We start from the raw sequence: 22,221 nt of genomic DNA, 5'->3' as shown, positions 1-22,221 counted from the left end.
TTTAAATTAAATTGCTTGTTTCCAGAAAGGAGGTGATCCAGCCGCACCTTCCGATACGGCTACCTTGTTACGACTTCACCCCAGTCACGAACCCTGCCGTGGTAATCGCCCTCCTTGCGGTTAAGCTAACTACTTCTGGCAGAACCCGCTCCCATGGTGTGACGGGCGGTGTGTACAAGACCCGGGAACGTATTCACCGTGACATTCTGATCCACGATTACTAGCGATTCCGACTTCACGCAGTCGAGTTGCAGACTGCGATCCGGACTACGACTGGTTTTATGGGATTAGCTCCCCCTCGCGGGTTGGCAACCCTTTGTACCAGCCATTGTATGACGTGTGTAGCCCCACCTATAAGGGCCATGAGGACTTGACGTCATCCCCACCTTCCTCCGGTTTGTCACCGGCAGTCTCATTAGAGTGCCCAACTGAATGTAGCAACTAATGACAAGGGTTGCGCTCGTTGCGGGACTTAACCCAACATCTCACGACACGAGCTGACGACAGCCATGCAGCACCTGTGTTACGGCTCTCTTTCGAGCACTAAGCCATCTCTGGCGAATTCCGTACATGTCAAAGGTGGGTAAGGTTTTTCGCGTTGCATCGAATTAAACCACATCATCCACCGCTTGTGCGGGTCCCCGTCAATTCCTTTGAGTTTCAACCTTGCGGCCGTACTCCCCAGGCGGTCAACTTCACGCGTTAGCTTCGTTACTGAGTCAGTGAAGACCCAACAACCAGTTGACATCGTTTAGGGCGTGGACTACCAGGGTATCTAATCCTGTTTGCTCCCCACGCTTTCGTGCATGAGCGTCAGTACAGGTCCAGGGGATTGCCTTCGCCATCGGTGTTCCTCCGCATATCTACGCATTTCACTGCTACACGCGGAATTCCATCCCCCTCTACCGTACTCTAGCTATGCAGTCACAGATGCAGTTCCCAGGTTGAGCCCGGGGATTTCACAACTGTCTTACATAACCGCCTGCGCACGCTTTACGCCCAGTAATTCCGATTAACGCTTGCACCCTACGTATTACCGCGGCTGCTGGCACGTAGTTAGCCGGTGCTTATTCTTACGGTACCGTCATTAGCCCTCTTTATTAGAAAAGGCCGTTTCGTTCCGTACAAAAGCAGTTTACAACCCGAAGGCCTTCATCCTGCACGCGGCATGGCTGGATCAGGCTTTCGCCCATTGTCCAAAATTCCCCACTGCTGCCTCCCGTAGGAGTCTGGGCCGTGTCTCAGTCCCAGTGTGGCTGGTCGTCCTCTCAGACCAGCTACAGATCGAAGGCTTGGTGAGCCTTTACCTCACCAACTACCTAATCTGCCATCGGCCGCTCCATTCGCGCAAGGTCTTGCGATCCCCTGCTTTCATCCGTAGATCGTATGCGGTATTAGCACAGCTTTCGCTGCGTTATCCCCCACGATTGGGCACGTTCCGATGTATTACTCACCCGTTCGCCACTCGCCGCCAGGATTGCTCCCGCGCTGCCGTTCGACTTGCATGTGTAAGGCATGCCGCCAGCGTTCAATCTGAGCCAGGATCAAACTCTATAGTTCGATCTTGATTTTTGCGCCTGACCTCGCGGTCAAGCAAAACTCATGAAAAAAGAATTAAAGTGAACTTCACTTCTATCTCATGAGCGTTTTTAAGTCTTGCGACTTGTTCCGAAGAACTTACGCAATTACCTTCAAACGCCCACGCTTATCGGCTGTAAATTTTTAACGATCACCGAAGCAACTTTTCGTTTACTTCGTCTTGCCTTGCTGCGATCAGCGAAGCCTTGTAGTCTATCACGGTTTTTACAGAACCGTCAAACTTTTTTCGCTTTCAACATCTTCTTATTTGCACCCCGCAACCTTCGCTGCGAGACGCTGAAGCTGTTTCAGCGGAGCCTTCGATTATGCACTGTTTTTTGCAATCCAGTCAACTTCGAAGAATCTTTTTCTCAGCCAACTCTCAGCAACCACCCCTTCCAGGGCAACCACCGAACAACACATCAATCAATGCGTTGTCAGCCGAGCCCACGAGTATACATCGCTTTTTCAGCTTGGCGCCAACCCGGAGATGTTTTGTTCACGCGGTGCGTGCGAACCGCCCCTACTTGCAGGCAAGGTCGCTCATGATCCCCTTAGCGCACGCGCAGCCCGCACGCTCTTCTCTTACTAACTAGTGGGGGGAGCGAGCCGCAGCTGCCCAAGGAGGATTCGACCAAACAAGAAAAAGCCGCCCGAAGGCGGCTATCTATCTCGAGCGAGCCTCAGCTCAGCTTAGTAATAGCGCGAGCTGTTCATGCGGCGCATCGCTTCATAGAGCGTCGGCATGCGCGCTTCCTGCGAGCGGGTGCTCATGCGAGCCAGCGCGTCGACCTTGGCAACTGCAGCGGCAGGCACAGTTCCTTCCGATTGCTGGCGCCACACGGCGGCTTGCAGTTCCTGCATCACGCGCGGATCGTTCTTCGCGGTTTCCATGAAACGTGCGTCGGCGCGGGCTGCTGCACGGCGCTCAGCGGCGGCTTGCCAGAGGCCAGCGATGCTGCTCTTGCGCACCGAGCTGGCGAACAGCGCAAACAAGGCGATCGCTGCGAGGCAGAAGATGGTCCATGCGGCGAGCAATGCGCCTTCGCTCCAGTTGGAGACGAGCGTGTCGGCGACCACCAGAACCGCTGCAGCGATGGCAACGATGAACAAGGCGATCAGCGGACGGGCGCCTTCGGCGCCTGCGCGGGCGGCCTGGATCTGGCCGAACAGGACTTCGGCGCGACGGACGCCGGGGTGGACAGTAGGTTGGTCAACGTGGACAAAGCTGGTCATGGTGCGATCCCTCCGGGGATTAATGGCAACGAGTGCCGATGCCGTGATATTAGGGGTTACCCTAGTGCTTTGCCACTTTATCTTTCTGATGTTTATCATTCACAGCACTGATGGATGTCAACTTCCGCACGCTTGACCTCAACCTGCTTCGCGTCTTCGACGAGGTAATGGCGGAGCGCAACCTCACCCGCGCCGCCCGCAACCTTTCTATTACGCAGCCGGCTGTGAGCAATGCGTTGCGGCGCCTTCGCGAAGTGATGGGTGACGAGCTTGTGCGCCGCGCCGGCGCCGGTGTCGAGCCCACGCCGCGGGCGCTGGCGCTCTGGCCCACAGTGCGCGACGCGCTGCGCCAGCTGCAACACACCCTGGCCCCAGGCGAGTTCGACGCGGCGACCGCCGACACCACCTTCCTGCTGGCCATGGCCGACGCCACCGCGGCGGAACTGATCCCCGGCCTGGTGCAGATCGCCGAAAAAGAAGCCCCCGCCATTTCCCTGCGCGTGCTCCCGCTGACCACGCGCGATCCGCGCCGGATGCTGGAGAACGAAGAGGTCGACATGGCGATCGGCTACTTCCCGGCGGTCATCGCCAGCTTGGCGGCGCGGGGCCAATCGGGAGTGGGAGTGCCGTTCGAGACCCAGCGGCTCTACCTGGGCCAATATGTATGCGTGATGCGCCGTGGCCATCCGCTCGCGAACGCGCCGCTCACGCTGGACGACTACTGCGCCGCGCGGCATCTATTGGTAAGTTTCTCGGGGCGCCCGTACGGCTTCATCGACCAGACGCTCGGCGCCATGGGGCGCGAGCGGCGCATCGTGGTGACGGTGAACCAGTTCTTCACGGCGGGCCGGGTGGTCGCGAACTCAGACCTCTTGACCGTGCTGCCCCGCCACTTCGTGACCGTGACCGGCATCGACGACCAATTGGTGCTGCGCGACCTGCCCTTCGACCAGCCGCCGGTGCACGTGGATGCCATCTGGCACCGGCGCGCCCAGCATGGGCATGCGCATGAATGGCTGCGGACCGCGCTGTTGCGGTCGGCCGCGGCAGCCTTCGCGGGCTCGATCCTCGGGCAGAAGGTGCCCGACTGACCGGCGTTGGTCGATCAGCGGACGACGCTGAGCCAGGCGGATGCGGCGGCGCGCAGTTCCTGCGCGTGGTGCGCACCGCGACCGGCGCGAACGTCGGCGCTTTCCATCAGCGCGGCGGCGTGGCTGGCCGGTGCGCTGTCGCTGGAGGAACGGAAGAAACGGGCCACTTGGGCGATGAGGCTGAACATGGTGTTGCGCGGCTTATGGCCGTGCTCTGAGTGGTTGATGCTCCAAGATTAAGGGTTTTCCCTAGGAAAACAACCCTGGCCTTATGCGCTTCATGCATGAGGCAATTCACCTAGACTGACCCGACGATGAAGCTTCAACTGCTCTCCGACCTGCACCTGGAGTCCCACCCCCGCTTCCACGCCGAGCCGATTCCGGGCGCCGACCTGCTGGTCCTGGCAGGCGACATCGGCTCCTACCAGGAAGGCTCCCGGCTCGCGGACACCGACTTCGGCCTGGGCCGTTTTTCGCCCCGCAACGGCTGGCCGGTGCCGGTGATCTATGTCCCGGGCAACCACGAATACGACAACGCCGACTTCGACGAGACGCACGACCGTCTGCGCGCACTCTGCGCCGAGCTCGACATCCAATGGCTGGAGCGCGAAACCCTCGTCATCGACGGCATCCGCTTCGTCGGCACCACGCTCTGGGCCGACTTCGACGCGCTGGTGGAACCCACCGACGGCTTGGCCGATGCGCTCAAGAAGCGCGGCAAGGCGATGCGCGCTGCCGATTTCTACCTGGAAAAGATGGCCACCCGGCGCCACGGCGAAATCTTCCTGTCCGGCCCGCTGCGCGAGCAGGCCCTTGTGTGCCAGGCGTGGCTGCGCGAAGCGCTGACCCAGCCTTTCGACGGCACCACGGTTGCCATCACGCACTTCGCGCCAACGCTGGCAAGCGCCGATCCGCGGTACGGACTGACGCCCGGCACCGCCGGTTTCTGCAATTCCCTGGACGAACTCCTGCCAAACGCCCAGCTCTGGCTGCACGGCCATCTGCACTGCGCTTTCGACTATGTGAAGGACAGCTGCCGCGTGGTGGCCAATCCGCTGGGCTACAAGCGCAACGGCGAGCAAGAGGGCTACAGGCCCGACCTGCTCATCGAAGTCAAATAGCGGCCATCCGACACTTCGCCGCCTGCGAAGTGTCGGCGGCAAATCCCGCGGCGCGGTTGAACGGCGAAGAACGAAAGCGCGTTCAGCGCGAGGCGAGCCCGTCGAAACAGGTGCCTAGCACCAGGTCGACGATCTCCGCATCGCTCTGCAGCCCGCTCGACTTGAGGAAACCGAGCACCGGATCGCAGGCGCGAGCGAACAGCGTGTAGAGCACGGCAATCGCGGGCAGCTTCGGGTTCAGCGTGCCATCGGCCTGCGCGGCCTGGATCCAGCCGCCGAGCGTGTCGCTGATCGCAACCAGCCGGTCGAGATAGCCGCGGTTGTTCATCAGCGCGGCGCGCAGGCTCGAGTTCTGGTGCGGCAGCGATGGCATCTCGCCGGCCAGCTGTGCTTCCATGGACCAGCGCACTACCGCGCGCAGCTTGTCGATGGGTTTCTGGTCGGCCGGCACAGAGGTAAGCACATCCTGCGTGCGCTGCATGAGGCGCACCATCGCGGCGGCTGCGAGGTCTTCCTTGCTGGGAAAGTGCTTGTAGAGACTGGCCTTGGCGATGCCGACGGAGGCCGCGACCTCGTCGACCGTCATCGATTCGAAACCCTTCTCGGCGAGCAGACGGTTCGCGGTCTGGACGATGGCCTCTTCGCGGGCCTGCAGCATCTGTTCCTTGAACGAGGGCTTGGCGGGGGCGGCAGCAGCGGTGGTCATGCGGAAATTCTAGTCTTGACCGTCGCCGGCCAGACGGGGCGAGTGCGGAAATACCGTCCGGTCTTCGATGCAGACCGGCCAGTTCCACTCAGGCGTTGCGCCCTTTGGAAACCAGCTTGATGCCCGGCATCAACTCGGCCGCAAGCTCGGGCCGCTCCAGTGCGTAATCGAGGTTCATGCGCGCGATTTCAACGTGCTCCTCGCCCAGCGCCTGCGCGCGCGAACCTTGCCCGCGCTCGATGGCCTGCACCATCGCGTGGTGCGTGCGATGCGCCTGGCGCATCCACTGCTGACCCTCTTCCATCGACGACTGCATCGGCAGCATCGCGCTGGGTGCGGCGAAGGGCTGGCCGCCGAGCATGTCCATCACCCGCTTGAGCGCGAGGTTGCCGCAGCCTTCGACGATGAGCTTGTGGAAGCGGTCGTTCATCTCGACGTAGGCGGCGTAGTCGTCGATTTCCATCGTGGGCTTGTTCACCGCCCGGTCGCCGGCGTCCAGGCAATCCTTCAGGTCGCGTAGCAACTGGCGCGATGCGCCGTCTTCGGCCAGCAGGCGCGCCGCGAAGCCTTCGATCACGCCGCGCACGCGGATCGCGTCGGCCACTTCCTGCGAAGTAAAGCGGCGCATCTGGTAGCCGCCGCTGGGCGATTGTTCGATGAGGCCTTCGTGCTCGAGGCTGGCGAGCGCAAGGCGCACCGGGGTGCGCGAGGCTTCGAGCTTTTCGGCGAGCGGGATCTCGGCCAGCCGCTCTCCGGGCACGAATCCGCCCTTGAGGATCATGTCGCGCAACTGCACGAGCACGCGGGATTGTTGAGAGTCCATCAGGAGGCGCCGGGAGCAGGAATGAGCGGATTCTAGGAGACGGGTCGATCATTGCACGCAAGATATTTACCCTGGCTCGCTTGTTGCATGCATCACGTCACAAGAAGTGTCAAAAACACACGCCACACTCAGCGTTAACCCTGATTTCGAGCACCACAAGCCCCAAATGAGGGCAAAACCGCAGATGAAAGTTTGACCCGGATCGGGGATCACCAAGACAATGCATACAGTTGCATGCAATGTCTTGCAGCCTCTTTCCGAAGACCCACGATGGAGCCCGCAAGATGATCAGCGCCGAGCAGAACGATTTCATCACCCGCGTCGGACGCGACGCCCCCACCGGCAAGCTGCTGCGCCGCTACTGGCAGCCGGTTGCCTTGGCCGACGAATTGGCCGGTCCGCGCCCGGTCAAGCCCGTGAAGCTCATGGGCCAGGACTTCGTCCTGTTCCGCGACGAGAGCGGCCAGCTCGGCATGCTCGACCGCGACTGCCCGCACCGCGGCGCCGACCTCGCCTTCGGCCGGCTGGAGAACGGCGGAATCCGCTGCGCCTTCCACGGCTGGCTGTTCGACGCCAAGGGCAATTGCCTCGAAACCCCCGCCGAGCCCGCCACCAGCAAGCTGTGCAGCCGCATCAAGCAGTCGGCCTATCCGGTGGTCGAGAAGGCCGGCGTCGTCTTCGCGTACATCGGCGAGGGCGAACCCCCGGCCTTCCCCGACTTCGACTGCTTCGTCGCCCCCGATACCCACACCTTCGCGTTCAAGGGCCTGTTCGAATGCAACTGGCTGCAGGCGCTCGAAGTGGGCATCGACCCCGCGCACGCCTCGTACCTGCACCGCTTCTTCGAGGACGAGGACACCTCCGAGAGCTACGGCAAGCAGTTCCGCGGCGCCTCGGCCGACTCCGACATGCCGATCACCAAGGTGCTGCGCGAGTACGACCGGCCCGAGATCAGCGTGGAGCCCACCGACTACGGCTTCCGCCTGAAGGCTTTGCGCAAGCTTTCGGAAGACACCACCCACGTGCGCGTGACCAATGTCGTGTTCCCGCAGGCGTTCGTGATCCCGATGAGCGCGGAGATGACCATCTCGCAATGGCATGTGCCAGTGGACGACACGCACTGCTACTGGTACGCCATCTTCACCAGCTTCACCGGCCCGGTCGACAAAGAGCAGATGCGCGACCAGCGCCTGAAGCTCTACGAGCTGCCCGACTACACCTCGCGCAAGAACAAGCGCAACAACTACGGCTACAGCATCGACGAGCAGTTGACCGAAACCTACACCGGCATGGGCGACGACATCAACGTGCACGACCAGTGGGCGGTGGAATCGCAAGGCGCCATCCAGGACCGCACGCGCGAGCACCTGGGCAGCACCGACAAGGGAATCATTGCCTACCGCCGCGTGCTGGTGAAGGCCATCGAGGCCACGCTGGCCGGCGAGACCGCGCCGATGCTGATCGATGCCGCACAGGCAAGCACGATGACCGGCCCGCCCTCCATCGACGGCATCGGCCACGTGATCGATGAAGCCGCCACCGAGACCTACTGGCAGGAAGCCGACCGCGCGCGCCGCCTGAAGTCCGACTGGGCCTCCGCACGGCTCGCCGCCTGAGCGCACACGCGATGAACACCAACACCTTCGTCGACCGCTTCGGTCTCTGGTCCGACGACCAACACGCACAGGCCCGCGAACTCGTGCGCCGCATCGACAGCGGCGAGGTCGACCTCGTGCGCTTCGCCTGGCCTGATCAGCACGGCATCCTGCGCGGCAAGACGCTGGTCGCCACCGAGGCGCGCTCGGCGCTGTGGGAGGGCGTGAACCTCACGTCGACACTGCTGGCCAAGGACACCTCGCACAAGACCGTGTTCCCGGTCTTCACCACCAACGGCGGCTTCGCCATCGAGGGCCTGCAGGGCGGCGCGGACTTCACCATCGTGGCCGACCCCGCCAGCTTCAAGGTGCTGCCGTGGGCGCCGCGCACCGGCTGGATCCTGTGCGACGCCTACATGGCCGACGGCAAGCCCTGCCCCTTCGCGACGCGGCAGATCCTGCAGCGCGCGGTGCGGCAACTCGACGACCTCGGCCTCGACTTCATCGCCGGCCTCGAGGTGGAGTTCCATGTCTTCAAGCTGGACGATGCGCGCATGGGCCTGGCCGATTCGGGCCAGCCCGGCGAGCCGCCGCGCGTGTCGCTGCTCTCGCACGGCCACCAGTACCTCACAGAGCTGCGCTACGACCGCGTCGACGGGTTGATGGAGCTGCTGCGCTCGAACCTGATCGCGCTGGGTCTCCCGCTGCGCTCGCTGGAAATCGAATTCGGCCCGAGCCAGTTCGAGCTGACCTTCGGCCCCACGGCCGGCGTGATGCCCGCCGACACCATGGTGCTGCTGCGCAGCGCGATCAAGCAGATCTGCCAGCGCAACGGGCTGCACGCCAGCTTCATGTGCCGGCCGAAGATCCCGAACGTGATGTCCAGCGGCTGGCACCTGCACCAGTCGCTGCGCCGCAAGAGCGATGGCGTCAACGCGTTCATGCCCGAGGCCGCAGGCCAGGACCTGAGCGAGATCGGCATGCACTACCTCGGCGGCCTGAAGGCGCACGCCTGTGGCGCGGCCGCGCTCGCGAGCCCCACGATCAACGGCTACCGGCGCTACCGCCCCTTCTCGCTTGCGCCCGACCGCGCGATCTGGGCCAGGGACAACCGCGGCGCGATGCTGCGCGTGCTCGGCGGCGTGGGTCAGAGCGCCTCGCGCATCGAGAACCGCGTGGGCGAGCCGACGGCCAATCCGTACCTGTACCTCGCATCGCAACTGTTCTCGGGGCTCGACGGCATCCGCCACAAGACCGACCCCGGTCCCTCGGCTGATGCACCTTACGAAACACCGGCAGAGCACCTGCCGCGCTCGCTCGGCGACGCCCTCGCCTGCCTGCGCCGCGACGAGATGCTCAACACCCAGATGGGCAAGGTCTTCATCGACTACCTCTGCCACATCAAGGAAGCGGAAATCGCTCGCTTCAACCTCGAAGTCAGCGAGTGGGAACACCGCGAGTACTTCGACATGTTCTGAACAAGTCCCCACGACATGCCCACGATCCACTACATCCTCAAGGACGGCACCAGCCGCGCGGTCGACGCCAAGATCGGCGCCAGCGTCATGGAAACCGCCATCCGCGGCAACGTGCGCGGCATCGACGCCGAGTGCGGCGGCTGCTGCTCCTGCGCCACCTGCCACGTCTACGTGGACGACGCCTTCGCCGACCTGCTGCCGCCACCCGACGACATGGAGAGCGCCCTGCTCGAAGTCGTCGCCTCCGAGCGCCAACCCACCTCGCGGCTGAGCTGCCAGCTCACCGTGACCGCGGCCTTCGACGGCCTCACCGTGCGTGTTCCCGAGACACAGGTCTGAAGCACACTCGCCCGCTCCGCATCCATTCCACCTGAAAGGCGTTTTTCCATGACGACGATGACGAAGAGAACCGTTCTCTCGACCCTCCTGCTCGCCGGCTTCGGCATGTTGGGCACCGTGGCGGCGCACGCTGCCGACGAGCCGCTGCGCATCGGCCTCATCGCCACCTACTCCGGCCCCTACGCCGACTACGGCCGCCAGTTCGATGCAGGCATCGCGCTGTACCTGAAGGAGCACGGCGGCAAGGTGGGCGGGCGCACCGTCGAGATCGTCAAGAAAGACACCGCCGGCCCCGCACCCGATGCCGCCAAGCGCATCGCGCAGGAGCTGGTCGTGCGCGACAAGGTGAGCATCCTCACCGGCCTGGATTTCAGCCCCAACGCCTACGCCGTCGGCGCTATCGCCACGCAGGCCAAGATCCCGACGATCGTGATGAACGCAGCCTCCTCGGCCATCACCAACAGCTCGCCCTATATCGCGCGGCTGTCGTTCACCGTGCAGCAGGTCACCGACCCGATGGCCCGCTTCATGCTCAAGGAAGGCATCAAGGACGCCTACACCGTGGTCGCCGACTACGCCTCGGGCGTGGATGCCGAAACCGCCTTCAAGAAGACCTTCACCGCCGGCGGCGGCAAGGTCTCGGGCGAAGTACGCACGCCGATGAACAACCCTGACTTCTCGGCCTACGTGCAGCGCATCAAGGACGCCAAGCCCCAGGCCGTGTTCTTCTTCTTCCCCTCGGGCGTGATGCCGCCGGCCTTCCTGAAGGTATGGAAGGAGCGCGGCATGGAGCAGGCCGGCATCAAGCTCTACGCCACCGGCGAAGCCACCGACGACAGCTACCTCGACGCCACCGGCGACGTGGCGCTGGGGCTCGTCACCAGCCATCACTATTCCTTCGCCCACAACTCGCCCAAGAACCAGAAGTTCGTGAAGGACTTCGCCGCCGACAACGGCACCAAGCTGCGCCCGAGCTACTTCGCCGTGACCGCCTACGACGCCATGGCCGCCATCGACCTCACGCTGCAGAAGACCAAGGGCGATGCGAGCGGCGACAAGTTCATGGACGCGCTGCGCGGCCTGCGCTTCGAGAGCCCGCGCGGCCCGATCGAGGTCGATCCGCTCACGCGCGACATCGTGCAGACCGTCTACATCCGCAAGACCGAGCGCGTGAACGGCCAGCTGGTGAACGTGGAGTTCGACAAGTTCGACCGCGTGAAGGACCCGGCCAAGGAAAGCTCGAACTAAACGGCACGTCGGCAGGCAGCAGCACCAGGAGGCCCATGGGCATCGTGATCTTCGACGGGGTGGCCTACGGCATGCTCCTGTTCCTCATCGGCGTGGGCCTGTCCATCACGATGGGGCTGATGAACTTCGTCAACCTCGCGCACGGCAGTTTCGCGATGGTGGGCGGCTATGCGGCGAGCCTGCTGATGAACCACTGGGGGCTCGGCTTCGGGCTCTCCCTCGCGGCCGCCTTCGTCGCCGCGGCGCTGGTGGGCGCGGTGCTGGAGTTCGTGTTCTACCGGCGGCTGTACCGCGCGCATCCGCTGGACCAGGTGCTGCTGTCGATCGGCGTGGTGTTCGTGTCGATCGCCGCGTTCACCTACTTCTTCGGGCCGACGATGCAGCCGTTCACGCTGCCTCCGGCGCTCGACGGGCAGGTCGCCATCGGCGGGCTCGAAGTGGGCCGCTACCGGCTCTTTTTGATCGTCTGCGGCGTGGCCGTGCTGGCTGCCCTGCTGCTGGTGCTCGGCAAGACGCGCTACGGCGCGATGGTGCGCGCGGCAGTCGACAACCAGCGCGTGGCGGGCGGCACCGGAATCCATGTGCAGCGCCTTTTCTTTCTCACCTTCTCGCTGGGCTGCGGCCTCGCGGGCCTGGGCGGCGCACTGAGCCTGGGCATGCTGGGGCTGGAGCCGTCGTTCCCGCTCAAGTACCTCGTCTACTTCCTGATGGTGGTGTGCGTGGGCGGTGCGGGCACTGTCACCGGGCCGTTCATCGCGGCACTGCTGGTGGGCATCGTCGACGTCGCCGGCAAGTACTACTGGCCTGAAGCGGGCGCTTTTCTTATCTACGTTTTCATGATCGTCATGCTGCTGGTGCGGCCGAACGGCATCGTCGCGAAGAAGGGGCTCGCATGAAAGCCCTCACGGTGTCTCCCGCGCAGTTGCGCATCGCCGAAGTCGCCTTCTGGCTCGCGCTCGCGTCCAGCTTCTTCCTTCTGCCCGACAAGCTCACGCTGATGAGCCAGATCATGATCTTCGGCCTGTTCGCCGTGTCGCTCGACATGGCGCTCGGCTACGCGGGCATCCTCACCGTCGGCCATGCGGCCTTCTTCGGCGCGGGCGCGTACGCTGCCGGCCTGCTCGCCAAGTACGGCTGGAGCGAGCCCTTCACCGGCCTTGCGTTCGCGCTGGTTGTGAGCGGCCTCCTCGGCTATGCGCTCAGCTACCTCGTGGTGCGCGGCGCCGACCTCACGCGGCTGATGATCACCATCGGCGTGTGCGTGCTGCTGTACGAGCTGGCCAACCGGCTCTCGGGTATCACCGGTGGCACCGACGGGCTGCAGGGCGTGGTCATCGCGCCGGTGCTCGGCTTCTTCGAGTTCGATCTCTACGGCAAGACCGCATTCGGCTATGCCTTCGCCGTGGTGCTCGCGATGTTCTTGCTGGTGCGACTGGTGCTGCGCTCGCCCTTCGGCCTGGCGCTGCGCGGCATCCACGACAGCCGCAAACGCATGACGGCCATCGGCTCGCCGGTCGAGGCGCGCCTGCGCATGGCCTATGCCTTCTCGGCCGCGGTGGCCGGCGTGGCGGGCGCGCTGCTCGCGCAGACCACGCAGTTCGTCGGCATCGAGTCGATCGGCTTCAACCGCTCGGCCGAGGTGCTGATCATCCTGGTGCTCGGCGGCACCGGGCGCCTGTACGGCGGAATGATCGGCGCCATCGTCTACATGCTGGTGCACGACTGGTTCGCGGACATGAATCCGCAGTACTGGATGTTCTGGCTCGGCATCTTCCTGATCGCGGCGGTGATGCTAGGGCGCGGCGGAATCATGGGCGCGCTCTCGCGCTTCGTGCGGACGGGGAAGGCGCGATGACCCCCACAGCGACGCACACCCTGCGCACCCGCGACCTCGGCATCCGCTTCGGCGCCTTCCAGGCGGTGAGCGAGGTGAACCTCTCGCTCGAGCCCGGCGCGCGGCAGGCGCTGATCGGTCCCAACGGCGCGGGCAAGACCACGCTCATCAACCTGCTCACCGGCGTGTTCAAGCCCACGAGCGGGTCGATCCACATGGGCGAGCGCGACATCACGCGCCTGTCGGGCGACAAGCGCGCCCGCATGGGCCTGGCGCGCACCTTCCAGATCAACACGCTGTTCCCCAGCCTCACGCCGCTCCTGTCGGTGGTGCTGGCGATCAGCGAGCGCGAAGGGCTGGGCGCCACCTGGTGGCGGCCGCTCAAGGGCTGCACGGCAGTGTTCGACGAAGCGCATGCGCTGCTCGGCACGCTGAAGCTCGACAGCCTTTCCGACGTGCCGGTCTCGGAGTTGGCCTACGGCAAGCAGCGGCTACTGGAGATCGCACTCGCGCTAGCCGCCAAGCCCCGCATCCTCCTGCTCGATGAGCCGGCGGCCGGTGTGCCCGAAGGCGAAAGCGGCGAGCTCTTCGAAGCCATCGCGGCGCTGCCGGACGACATCAGCGTGCTCTTCATCGAGCACGACATGAAGCTCGTGTTCCGCTTCTCGCGCCGCATCTCGGTGCTGGTGGGCGGCCGCATCCTCACCGAAGGCACGCCCGCCGAAATCGGCGCCGACCCGCGCGTGCGCGAGGTCTACCTTGGAAGCTCCCACCGCCATGCCTGAAGCGCTCGCCTTCGACCACGTCACAGCCGGCTACGGCAATGCCGTGGTGCTCGACCGTCTCGACTTCTCGCTGCAGCAGGGCGAAAGCCTCGCGATCCTCGGGCGCAATGGCGTGGGCAAGACCACGCTGCTCGAAACGCTGATGGGCAACACGCGCGTGATGCAGGGTGCGATCCGCTGGCAGGGCGCCGACATCACACGCTGGCCGTCGCACCAGCGCGTGCGCGCCGGCCTGGGCTGGGTGCCGCAGGAGCGCGAGGTGTTCCCCTCGCTCACCGTCGAGGAAAACCTCACGGTGATCGCGCGGCTGGGCGGCTGGAACCTGAAGCGCGTCTACGACTTCTTTCCGCGCCTGCGCGAGCGCCGCGGCAACTACGGCAACCAGCTCTCGGGCGGCGAGCAGCAGATGCTGGCCATCGGCCGCGCGCTGATGACCAACCCCAAGCTCCTGCTGCTCGACGAGCCGATGGAGGGCCTCGCGCCGATCATCGTGGAGGAGCTCTCCGCGGCGATCCGGCGGCTGTGCGAATCGGAAGGGCTGGCGTCGATCGTGGTCGAGCAGCACCCGGTGCTGGCGCTGGAGATGACGCACCAGGCCATCGTGCTGGAGCGCGGCACCGTGGTGCACGCCGGCCCGAGCGCGGGGCTCGCGGCCGACAAGGGGTTGCTCGAAGGGCTGCTCGGCGTGGGAATCGCTGAGGACGTGGTGAGCTGACCGCGGCCCTGGCGTCAGGCCAAGGCTTCTTGCTTCAACCGGTTCGCGCAGACCGTAAAGCGCCACGCGGCGAGGCACGCAGCCACGAAGCTCAGGGCCCACGAGATGCAGAGGTACGCATACATGATGAAGGCCAGCCCGATCTGCAACACAGGCTTCCAGAACGAAGTGCTGTCACTGACGAGGTAGAACTCCGCGAGGGCGTGGACGCCCCACCACACGGCCAGCGGCAACGCCGCCACGCACAATCCGTAGACGAGACTGGCCGTCACCGGACCCACCCGTCGTTGCGCGACGGCGCGATGGCCGACTTGATAGAGAACGACGCTCAGCACCACGGGCGCGGCCAGGCCGAAGGAAATACAGAAGTCGAGGACCATGCGCGCACTGTAAGGTCGCGCCCCCGGAAACAGAGGCCGGCGTCCACCGGAGTACCGATGCACGCTACCGCGCGCCACGGCGCGCGGTACGAACCCGGGTCAGCTCAGCATCTGCCCGCGGCTGCCGATCACGGCCACGTCCACGAAATGCCCGCCTTCGCGGTTCGTGCGACCGTAGTTGATCTTCAGTCCACCCAGGTCGAAGTTCTCGATGCTGGCCAGGCCCGCCATCACCGAGGCGCGCGTGGGCGAGCCGCCCGCACGGCGAAGGCCCTCGGCGAGCACGGCGGCGTTGATGTAGCCCTCCAGGCTGGTGAGCGAGAAATCCTTGGTGCCGTTGGCCACCATGTCGGCCTGGTAGCGGCGCACGATCTCGAACTTGGTCGAATACGGCGAGGGCACCACGATCACGAAGCCGAGGCCCCGTGCGAGGTCGCCCATCGCGGCCAACGCGCTGGCGGTGATCGAAAGACCGTAGGCCGAGCTGTTGCCGCCCGCGTCGCGCAGCGCCTTCATGAAGACCGGCGCCGTACCGGCCAGGCCGATGATGATGACCTGCGGCTTGGCCTTGGCAATGGCTTCGGCCGCGGGGCCGACCTCCATGCTGGTGGTGTTGGGCGTGGTCGCGATGACGGCCGGCTCCAGCTTCGCCTTCGCGAGCGCGGCCTTGAATGCCGCCAGCACCGACTGGCCCAGCGGATCGTTCGAATGCACGAGGCCGATGCGGCTCTGGCCCAGCACGGCCGCCGTGGTCACCAGCTTTTCGACTTCCTGGTCGTAGTTCACCCGCACCCAGAAGGTGTTGGGCGCGGTCTTCTTGCGCAGCGCGACGGTGCCGGTGATCGGGCCGACCACGGCCATGCCGGGCACGGCGTCCATCACTTCGGAGGTCTGGCGGGTGCCCAGCGGGTGCAGCAGCGCGAGCACGGAGCTGTCCTTCTCGAAGGCCAGCGCGTTGGCCTTGGCCACGTCGGGCTTGAAGGTGTCGTCGGCCATGACCAGCTCGACCTTGGTGCCGTTGAGGCCGCCCGACTTGTTCAGCGCGTTGAAGAACGCGCTCGAACCCTGGAAGAGCCCCTGCCCGTTGGCCTTCTCCACGCTGCTGTTGTCGAAGGTGGTCCCGATGCGGATCGGCTTGCCCTGCGCGAAGGCCGGCATGCCCAGGCCCGCGGCGGCGGTGGCGGCCAGTCCGGTCAGCACACGGCGACGGCTGGTGGTGGGCGGCGCAAGGAACACGCGCTGCTCGGGAACGGTCATGGTCGAGGTCTCCAGAATTCAGTGACAAAAATTCACATTTCACTCAGAAATGTAACGCACGTCACCGTGCCGGAGATGACAGCCAGCTACAGCAGTTCTTCGCCCACGATGGGCAGCAGCAGCCAGTTCTTGAAGCGCAGCCAGAGGAATTCGCCGGGCTCGTCTTCGTGGACGATGTCGCCGCCGGCATCGTCGTATTCGAGCCACTGCACGCGCCGGCCGTTGGGCGCAAGACGCAACCGGTAGCCCAGGTTGATGCGCTGGCTGTTCATGAGCTTGTTGTAGTCGGCCACGAGTTCGGGGCTGTCGATCACGAGGCCTACCTCCGTGTTGACCGCAGCCGAGCGGTGGTCGAGGTTCATCGAGCCGACGAAGAAGCGCTCGTCGTCGATCACCGCGAGCTTGGCGTGCAACCGGCTGATCGTCTTTCCGAAGTCGCCGAACTGCCCCGAGCGCGCCGTGAGCATGGGCGCGATCTCGTAGATGGTGACGCCGATCTTCAGCATGTCGGCGCGATAGCGCTCGTAGCCCGCATAGGCCAGCGGTTCGTCGGTGGCGCCCAGCGAATTGGTGATCACGGTGATGCGGCCGCCGCTCTCGATGGCCTTCTTCATCATCTCCATGCCGCGTGTGCCCGGAATGAAATACGGCGAGCCGATCTTGACCTCGCGCCGGGCCGAGTTGATGACGCTCAGCGCCCCCTCGGTCACGCTGCCCGCGTAGGCATCGTCGGCCTTGCGCGTGATCTTCTCGGGGTCGTCCACAAACAGCGTGCCCAGCGCCCAGTAGCGGTCGATCTTGCCGGTGATGAGCTGCTCGCCGACGGGCGACTTGTTCAGCACGTCGCGCGGGCGGATCGGCACGTCGGGCACGGCCGTGCGCACGATCGCGTCGAAGCGTTGCTGCGCGGCCTCGGGTGTCGTGCGCAGCGGTGCGATGCGCTCGATGGGCCAGGCGTGCGAGCTGTTCCAGTAGCGGTCGAACCCCTCGGACATCTGCCGCACGACCGCGCCGCTGGAGATCACGTCCATGTCGATGAAATTCGCAGCCGTGCTGCGCATGAAGTACTCGTTGCCGATGTTGCGTCCGCCCGAGACCGCGAAGCTGTTGTCCGCGATCAGCATCTTGTTGTGCATGCGGTGGTTGATGCGGCCGAAATCGGTGAGGGAGAACAGGAGCCGCGTGGCCAGCGAGTCGGCCCGCGACGGCAGCGGATTGAAGAGCCGCACCTCCACGTTCGGAAAGGCCGAGAACGAACTGAACACCTCGTCCTCGCCGGCGGTGTAGAGGTCGTCCACCAAAAGGCGCACCCGCACGCCGCGCGCCGCGGCCTCGCGCAGTTCCTTCAGGAACAGGAGGCCGACGTCGTCCTTCTGGATCAGGTAGTACTGCACGTCGAGCGACTTCTCGGCGTGGCGTGCGAGCGAGATGCGTGCATCGAATGCGAAAGCCGCCTCGGGCAGCAGCCGGAAACCTGAGAGCGCGGTGGAGTCGCCCGGCACGCCCTTGGCCGCGAGCTGGCCGAGTTCGGTCTGCCCCACATCGGTGAAGGCCGTGACCGGCGCCCGTGGCTCCGGCGGCGGAAGGCTGACGCAACCGGTCAGCCAGGCGGCCGCAAGTACCCCGACGAGGGCCGTGAAACCGCGAATGAGGGAGGCGCGCATGGGCCGAACTGTAGCGCGGAGCGCGCCGGCACGGAGCCTATGATCGCGCCGGCAAAAAAGGAAAAAACGCGTGCTCAACGGCTTGTGGCTGGGTTTCTTCGGAATGGCGGCGCTCGCGGCGCTGGTGCGGTGGCTCGTCGGCGGCGATCCGACCGTGTTCGCGGCGCTGGTCGAAAGCCTGTTCACGATGGCGCGGCTGGCGGTCGAGGTGATGGTGCTGCTCTTCGGCACGCTCACGCTGTGGCTCGGTTTCCTGCGCATCGCCGAGGCGGCGGGGCTGGTCGGCTGGCTCGCGCGGCTGCTCGGTCCGCTGTTCCGCCGGCTCATGCCGGGCGTGCCCGCGGGGCATCCGGCGCTCGGCCTCATCACGATGAACTTCGCGGCCAATGCGCTCGGCCTGGACAACGCCGCCACGCCCATCGGCTTGAAAGCGATGCGCGAATTGCAGCGGCTGAACCCCGACCCGGTCACCGCCACCAACGCGCAGATTCTCTTTCTTGTACTCAACGCCTCATCGCTGACGCTGCTGCCCGTCACCATCTTCATGTACCGCGCGCAACAAGGCGCGCCCGACCCGACGATGGTGTTCCTGCCGATCCTCCTGGCCACGAGCGCATCGACGCTGGTGGGGCTGCTCACGGTGGCCATCGCGCAGCGCCTTCGGCTCTGGGACCCGGTGGTGCTCGCCTATCTGATCCCCGGCGCGCTGCTGCTGGGCGGCTTCATGGCCCTCTTGGGCACGCTGTCGGCGGCGGCGATTGCCTCGCTCTCCTCGCTGATGGGCAACCTGGCGCTCTTCGGCGTGATCCTCGTGTTCCTGGCGGCCGGCGCGATCCGGCGCATCAAGGTCTACGAATGCTTCATCGAAGGCGCGAAGGAAGGCTTCGACATCGCGAAGAACCTGCTGCCGTACCTGGTCGCGATGCTGTGCGCGGTCGGCGTGCTGCGGGCCTCGGGCGCGCTCGACTTCATCCTCGGCGGCCTGCGCTGGCTGGTGACCGCGGGCGGCTGGGATTCGCGCTTCGTCGACGCGATGCCCACTGCGCTGGTCAAGCCCTTCTCGGGCAGCGCGGCGCGCGCGATGCTGATCGAGACCATGAAGAGCCAGGGCGTGGACAGCTTCCCGGCGCTCGTGGCCGCCACCATCCAGGGCAGCACCGAGACCACCTTCTACGTGCTGGCCGTGTACTTCGGCGCGGTCGGCATCCAGCGCGCGCGGCATGCGGTGACGTGCGCGCTGCTGGCCGAACTGGCGGGCGTGGTCGCGGCGATTTCGGTGTGCTACTGGTTCTTCGGCTGAGGCCGGTTTACTTCCGCGGCTCGACCACCGGGAACATCGGCTCGAAGGTATCGAGCATCGACATCAGCTCCCCGAGCTTCGCGCGGTCGCCGTCGATCTTCACCTTGCCCGTCAGCACGGCCGCGGGAAAGCTCGTTTCCTTCAGCGTGATCGCATCGAGCGTGGCGCGGCTCAGCGTCACCGTGGCGTCGGCGCCGGGCTGCTGGCCGGCGATGTGCGTGAGCGCAGAGTTCTCCAGCGTCAGCACGAACTGCTGGTTCGAATCGGTGAAGTTCCAGTTGATGACCATCGTCTTGCCCTCGGCCTTGGCCGCATCGAACCGCACGCCGAGGAAATCGAAGAAGAGCTCGTTGCTCACCGCCTTGAGCGTGTCGGCATTCGAGCTGCTGCCGCCCGGGATCTTGGGCACGCCATTGCGCAACTCCATCGCGCCCACAAGATAGGCGCTGCGCCAGGTGCCGGCCTCTGACTGGTAGCCGAGCTGCTCGAGCGCATCGGCGCCGAGCTCGCGTGCCGCGCGGTTCGTGGGGTCGGCGTAGACGACCTGGCTCATCGCGCTCGCCACCCAGCGGTACTCGCCTTTCTTGAAGTCATCCCGCGCCCGCGCGACCACCGCATCCGCGCCGCCCATGTACTGCACCGTCTTCTTCGCGTAATCGACCGGCGGCAGCGGATTCAGGTTGGCGGGGTTCGCGTCATACCAGCCCAGGTACTTCTGGTAGACCGCCTTGGCGTTGTGCCTGAGCGTGCCGTAGTAGCCGCGCGCCGACCATTCCTGCTCCAGGCTCGCGGGCATGCGCAGCGTCTCGGCGATGTCGGCCGCGGTGTAGCCCTGGTTCAGCAGGCGCAGGGACTGGTCGTTGATGAACTTGTACATGTCGCGCTGCTTCTTCAGCAGGTCGGCGATGCGCCCCTGCCCCGTCGTCGGCCAGTGGTGCTGGGCGATCAGCACATCGGTCTTGTCGCCGAAGGCCACGCGCGCCTGGTCGATGTACTTGGCCCACAGGTTGCCGTCGCGCACCTCGGCGCCGCGGATCGTATAGAGGTTGTGCATGGTGTGCGTCACGTCCTCGGCCATGTTGAGCACGCGGAACTGCGGCAGGTACATGAGCATTTCCGACGGCGCCTCGGAGCCCGGCACCAGCTGGAACACGACCTGCACGCCGTCGACGATGCGCTCCTCGGTCGTCTTGTCGACGGTGGACGTGGGCGCAATCAGCGTGATGGTGCCGCGCGCGAGCGCCTTGCCCAGGCCGGTGTCGACCTGCCCGCGCGCGCCCGGCGGCAGCAGCGAACCGAACTGGTATTGCGAGCGCCGGCTCATCGCGTTGCCCGCGAGGATGTTCTCGGCCACCGCGGTTTCCATGAAGCCCGAAGGCGCGATCACCTGCACCTTGCCCGCGGCGACATCGGCCTCGTCGACCACGCCCTTCACGCCGCCGAAGTGGTCGGCATGGCCATGCGTGTAGATCACCGTGCCGACCGGCTTCTTCGGGCGATGCTGGTAGTACAGCGCCAGCGCGGCGCGCGCCGTCTCTGCCGTCAACAGCGGGTCGATGACGATCAGCGAGGTGTCGCCTTCGACGATCGTCATGTTCGCGATGTCGAAGCCGCGCACCTGGTAGACGCGGTCGGTCACCCGGAAGAGGCCGTGGATCGCGTTGAGCTGCGCCTGACGCCACAAGCTCGGGTTGACCGTGTCGGCCGGCTCGTTCGCCTTCAGGAAGTCGTAGGGCTTCATGCTCCAGGCCGGGCGCGGGCCGGCGCCGGGCACGAGCGCATCGGGCACCGTGCCGATGAAGCCGCGCATCGCGTCCTCGAAGTCCTGCCGGTTGGCAAAGGGCAGTGTCTTCGCCATGTCGGCATTGGCTTTGAGCGTGGCGGCTTCGGGCGGCTTGGGCGCGATCTGCGCGAAGGCGTGTGCGCTGCCGAAGGCGCAGGCCAGTGCGACCAGGACCACAGGAAAAGAAAAGGAGGAGCAGGAGGAAGAAGCGGTCATCGGTGTCTCTTTGTCTTCGGTGGAGCGGGAACAGCAGCGCGCGATTTTCCGAACCGCCCGAAGCATTGGCAAATGCAAAATGTGCTGATCCTTTTTACGGAAAACGCAAAATGCAGCTGCGCCAGCTCCAGCACCTGGTTGCCCTTGCCGAGCAAGGCAGCTTCGGCCGCGCCGCGCAGGCCGTGCACCTGTCGCAGCCCGCGTTCTCGCGCAGCATCGACATGCTCGAAGACAAGCTGCAGGCCCGCCTGGTCGACCGGGCCTACGGCACCGTGCGCTTCACGCAGGCCGGTGAACTGGTGCTCGCCCGCGCCCGCGAGCTCATCGCCGATGCGCAGCAGATCCAGCGCGACGTGCTGCAGCTCGAGGGCCTGTCCATCGGCAGCCTCGCCGTGGGGCTCGGCCCCTTTGCGGCCAGCACGCTCGGGCGCATGGCTCTGTCGCTGATGGCGCAGCGGCACCCGCAATTGCTCATGCGCATGGAAGTGGCCGACACCGTCACGCTCAGCGAGCGGCTTCACCGGCGGCAGCTGGACTTGTTCATCGCCGACACGCGCGACCTGAAAAAGCAGCCCGGCCTGAAGCTCGCGCGCCTGCCCGACCTGCCGGTGTCGTTCTTCGTGCAGCCGAAGCACCCGCTGCGCCGGCTGAAGCAGGTGACGCTGGAAAAGGCGATGGCCTATCCCTTGGCCGGCCCGAACCTGCCCGCTGAAGTGGCCGCGCATTTCGAGCGCCATGTGCAGCGCGACACCCGGGGCGATGGACGCGACGAGCGCGGCGTGTTCAACGTCACCTGCGACGACGCAGGCACCCTGCGCCACCTTGCCCTCACCGCCAACGCGGTGATCCTCGCGCCGCATGCGCTGCACGCGCCGGCCCTGAACACCGACACGGACGCCCTCGTGCCCCTGCCGGTCGTCGGCTTCGCGGGCATGCAGACGCACTACAGCCTGGTCACGCTCGCGGGCCGCACGCCCTCTGCCGCCGCCACCGTCTATACCCGCCTTGTGACAGAGTTGATGGCGCCATTCAAGCGGCCCGCCGGTCGCTGAGCCAAAATGGCCCTCTTGCC

Annotated in this window: 20 protein-coding genes and 1 rRNA gene; 12 read left to right on the top strand and 9 right to left on the bottom strand. The window is 65.3% G+C overall.

Features of this window, described 5'->3' with window-relative positions:
* Positions 1 to 25 precede the first annotated feature (25 nt).
* Positions 26 to 1,560, bottom strand: a 16S ribosomal RNA gene (locus QFZ83_RS29560).
* 711 nt (positions 1,561 to 2,271) lie between these two features.
* Positions 2,272 to 2,814, bottom strand: coding sequence for a hypothetical protein (locus QFZ83_RS29555; protein WP_306882932.1), 543 nt, complete (start codon positions 2,812 to 2,814; stop codon positions 2,272 to 2,274).
* A gap of 110 nt (positions 2,815 to 2,924) precedes the next feature.
* Between QFZ83_RS29555 and QFZ83_RS29550 the strand changes: the two genes are divergently transcribed.
* Positions 2,925 to 3,905 carry a LysR family transcriptional regulator gene (locus QFZ83_RS29550; protein ID WP_257862842.1) on the top strand — a complete coding sequence of 327 codons (981 nt, stop codon included), beginning with the start codon at positions 2,925 to 2,927 and terminating at the stop codon, positions 3,903 to 3,905.
* Positions 3,906 to 3,919: 14 nt separating this feature from the next.
* Here QFZ83_RS29550 and QFZ83_RS29545 read toward each other — a convergent pair whose 3' ends face one another.
* Positions 3,920 to 4,093 (bottom strand): hypothetical protein, encoded by a 174-nt coding sequence (locus QFZ83_RS29545; RefSeq protein WP_306882931.1) that lies wholly within the window; start codon positions 4,091 to 4,093, stop codon positions 3,920 to 3,922.
* A gap of 126 nt (positions 4,094 to 4,219) precedes the next feature.
* On the opposite strand from QFZ83_RS29545, the gene QFZ83_RS29540 reads away from it, so the two are divergent.
* A complete protein-coding gene (locus QFZ83_RS29540) occupies positions 4,220 to 5,026 on the top strand; it encodes a metallophosphoesterase (protein ID WP_306882930.1) in 807 nt (268 codons plus the stop codon).
* 82 nt (positions 5,027 to 5,108) lie between these two features.
* Here QFZ83_RS29540 and QFZ83_RS29535 read toward each other — a convergent pair whose 3' ends face one another.
* Positions 5,109 to 5,732, bottom strand: a complete 624-nt coding sequence (locus tag QFZ83_RS29535) for a TetR/AcrR family transcriptional regulator (protein WP_306882929.1) — start codon at positions 5,730 to 5,732, stop codon at positions 5,109 to 5,111.
* 88 nt (positions 5,733 to 5,820) lie between these two features.
* Positions 5,821 to 6,555: a GntR family transcriptional regulator gene (locus QFZ83_RS29530; RefSeq protein WP_306882928.1), complete on the bottom strand. Its 735-nt coding sequence runs from the start codon at positions 6,553 to 6,555 to the stop codon at positions 5,821 to 5,823.
* A gap of 284 nt (positions 6,556 to 6,839) precedes the next feature.
* Here QFZ83_RS29530 and QFZ83_RS29525 point away from each other — a divergent pair, with 284 nt between their 5' ends.
* From QFZ83_RS29525 to QFZ83_RS29490, 8 genes are read left to right on the top strand one after another with little or no spacing between them, the layout of a single operon-like run.
* Entirely contained in the window at positions 6,840 to 8,171 is a 1,332-nt protein-coding gene (locus tag QFZ83_RS29525; RefSeq protein ID WP_307511924.1) for an aromatic ring-hydroxylating dioxygenase subunit alpha, read from the top strand.
* 11 nt (positions 8,172 to 8,182) lie between these two features.
* Positions 8,183 to 9,628, top strand: coding sequence for a glutamine synthetase family protein (locus tag QFZ83_RS29520; RefSeq protein WP_307511922.1), 1,446 nt, complete (start codon positions 8,183 to 8,185; stop codon positions 9,626 to 9,628).
* A gap of 15 nt (positions 9,629 to 9,643) precedes the next feature.
* Positions 9,644 to 9,967 (top strand): 2Fe-2S iron-sulfur cluster-binding protein, encoded by a 324-nt coding sequence (locus tag QFZ83_RS29515; RefSeq protein WP_306882925.1) that lies wholly within the window; start codon positions 9,644 to 9,646, stop codon positions 9,965 to 9,967.
* 48 nt (positions 9,968 to 10,015) lie between these two features.
* Entirely contained in the window at positions 10,016 to 11,215 is a 1,200-nt protein-coding gene (locus QFZ83_RS29510; protein WP_307511920.1) for an ABC transporter substrate-binding protein, read from the top strand.
* Positions 11,216 to 11,250: 35 nt separating this feature from the next.
* On the top strand, positions 11,251 to 12,111 hold the full coding sequence (locus QFZ83_RS29505) for a branched-chain amino acid ABC transporter permease (RefSeq protein WP_306882923.1): 861 nt from the start codon (positions 11,251 to 11,253) through the stop codon (positions 12,109 to 12,111).
* Entirely contained in the window at positions 12,108 to 13,070 is a 963-nt protein-coding gene (locus QFZ83_RS29500) for a branched-chain amino acid ABC transporter permease (protein WP_307511918.1), read from the top strand. The genes QFZ83_RS29505 and QFZ83_RS29500 overlap by 4 nt, the downstream gene beginning before the upstream one ends.
* Complete coding sequence (locus QFZ83_RS29495) at positions 13,067 to 13,834, top strand: ABC transporter ATP-binding protein (RefSeq protein WP_307511916.1); 768 nt, start codon at positions 13,067 to 13,069, stop codon at positions 13,832 to 13,834. Before QFZ83_RS29500 ends, QFZ83_RS29495 begins: the two co-directional genes overlap by 4 nt.
* Positions 13,827 to 14,549: an ABC transporter ATP-binding protein gene (locus QFZ83_RS29490; protein WP_307511914.1), complete on the top strand. Its 723-nt coding sequence runs from the start codon at positions 13,827 to 13,829 to the stop codon at positions 14,547 to 14,549. Before QFZ83_RS29495 ends, QFZ83_RS29490 begins: the two co-directional genes overlap by 8 nt.
* 14 nt (positions 14,550 to 14,563) lie before the next feature.
* On the opposite strand, the gene QFZ83_RS29485 is transcribed toward QFZ83_RS29490, so the two are convergent.
* The 3 genes from QFZ83_RS29485 to QFZ83_RS29475 form a co-directional block, all read right to left on the bottom strand.
* A complete protein-coding gene (locus QFZ83_RS29485; protein ID WP_307511912.1) occupies positions 14,564 to 14,929 on the bottom strand; it encodes a hypothetical protein in 366 nt (121 codons plus the stop codon).
* Between the two features lie 99 nt (positions 14,930 to 15,028).
* A complete protein-coding gene (locus QFZ83_RS29480) occupies positions 15,029 to 16,186 on the bottom strand; it encodes an ABC transporter substrate-binding protein (RefSeq protein ID WP_307511911.1) in 1,158 nt (385 codons plus the stop codon).
* An 86-nt stretch (positions 16,187 to 16,272) separates the two neighbouring features.
* The gene (locus QFZ83_RS29475) at positions 16,273 to 17,850 is read right to left on the bottom strand and encodes a phospholipase D family protein (protein WP_306882917.1); all 1,578 of its coding nucleotides are present in this window, start codon (positions 17,848 to 17,850) and stop codon (positions 16,273 to 16,275) included.
* Between the two features lie 70 nt (positions 17,851 to 17,920).
* On the opposite strand from QFZ83_RS29475, the gene QFZ83_RS29470 reads away from it, so the two are divergent.
* Positions 17,921 to 19,150 carry a nucleoside recognition domain-containing protein gene (locus QFZ83_RS29470; protein ID WP_306882916.1) on the top strand — a complete coding sequence of 410 codons (1,230 nt, stop codon included), beginning with the start codon at positions 17,921 to 17,923 and terminating at the stop codon, positions 19,148 to 19,150.
* A gap of 7 nt (positions 19,151 to 19,157) precedes the next feature.
* On the opposite strand, the gene QFZ83_RS29465 is transcribed toward QFZ83_RS29470, so the two are convergent.
* On the bottom strand, positions 19,158 to 21,149 hold the full coding sequence (locus QFZ83_RS29465) for an alkyl/aryl-sulfatase (RefSeq protein ID WP_306882915.1): 1,992 nt from the start codon (positions 21,147 to 21,149) through the stop codon (positions 19,158 to 19,160).
* Between the two features lie 110 nt (positions 21,150 to 21,259).
* On the opposite strand from QFZ83_RS29465, the gene QFZ83_RS29460 reads away from it, so the two are divergent.
* A complete protein-coding gene (locus QFZ83_RS29460; RefSeq protein WP_306882914.1) occupies positions 21,260 to 22,201 on the top strand; it encodes a LysR family transcriptional regulator in 942 nt (313 codons plus the stop codon).
* Positions 22,202 to 22,221 lie beyond the last annotated feature (20 nt).

Source organism: Variovorax sp. W1I1, assembly GCF_030815625.1.
Lineage (GTDB): Bacteria > Pseudomonadota > Gammaproteobacteria > Burkholderiales > Burkholderiaceae_C > Variovorax > Variovorax paradoxus_C.
The sequence above is the reverse complement of the archived record's forward strand: the minus strand, read 5'-3'. Positions and strand labels throughout refer to the sequence as shown.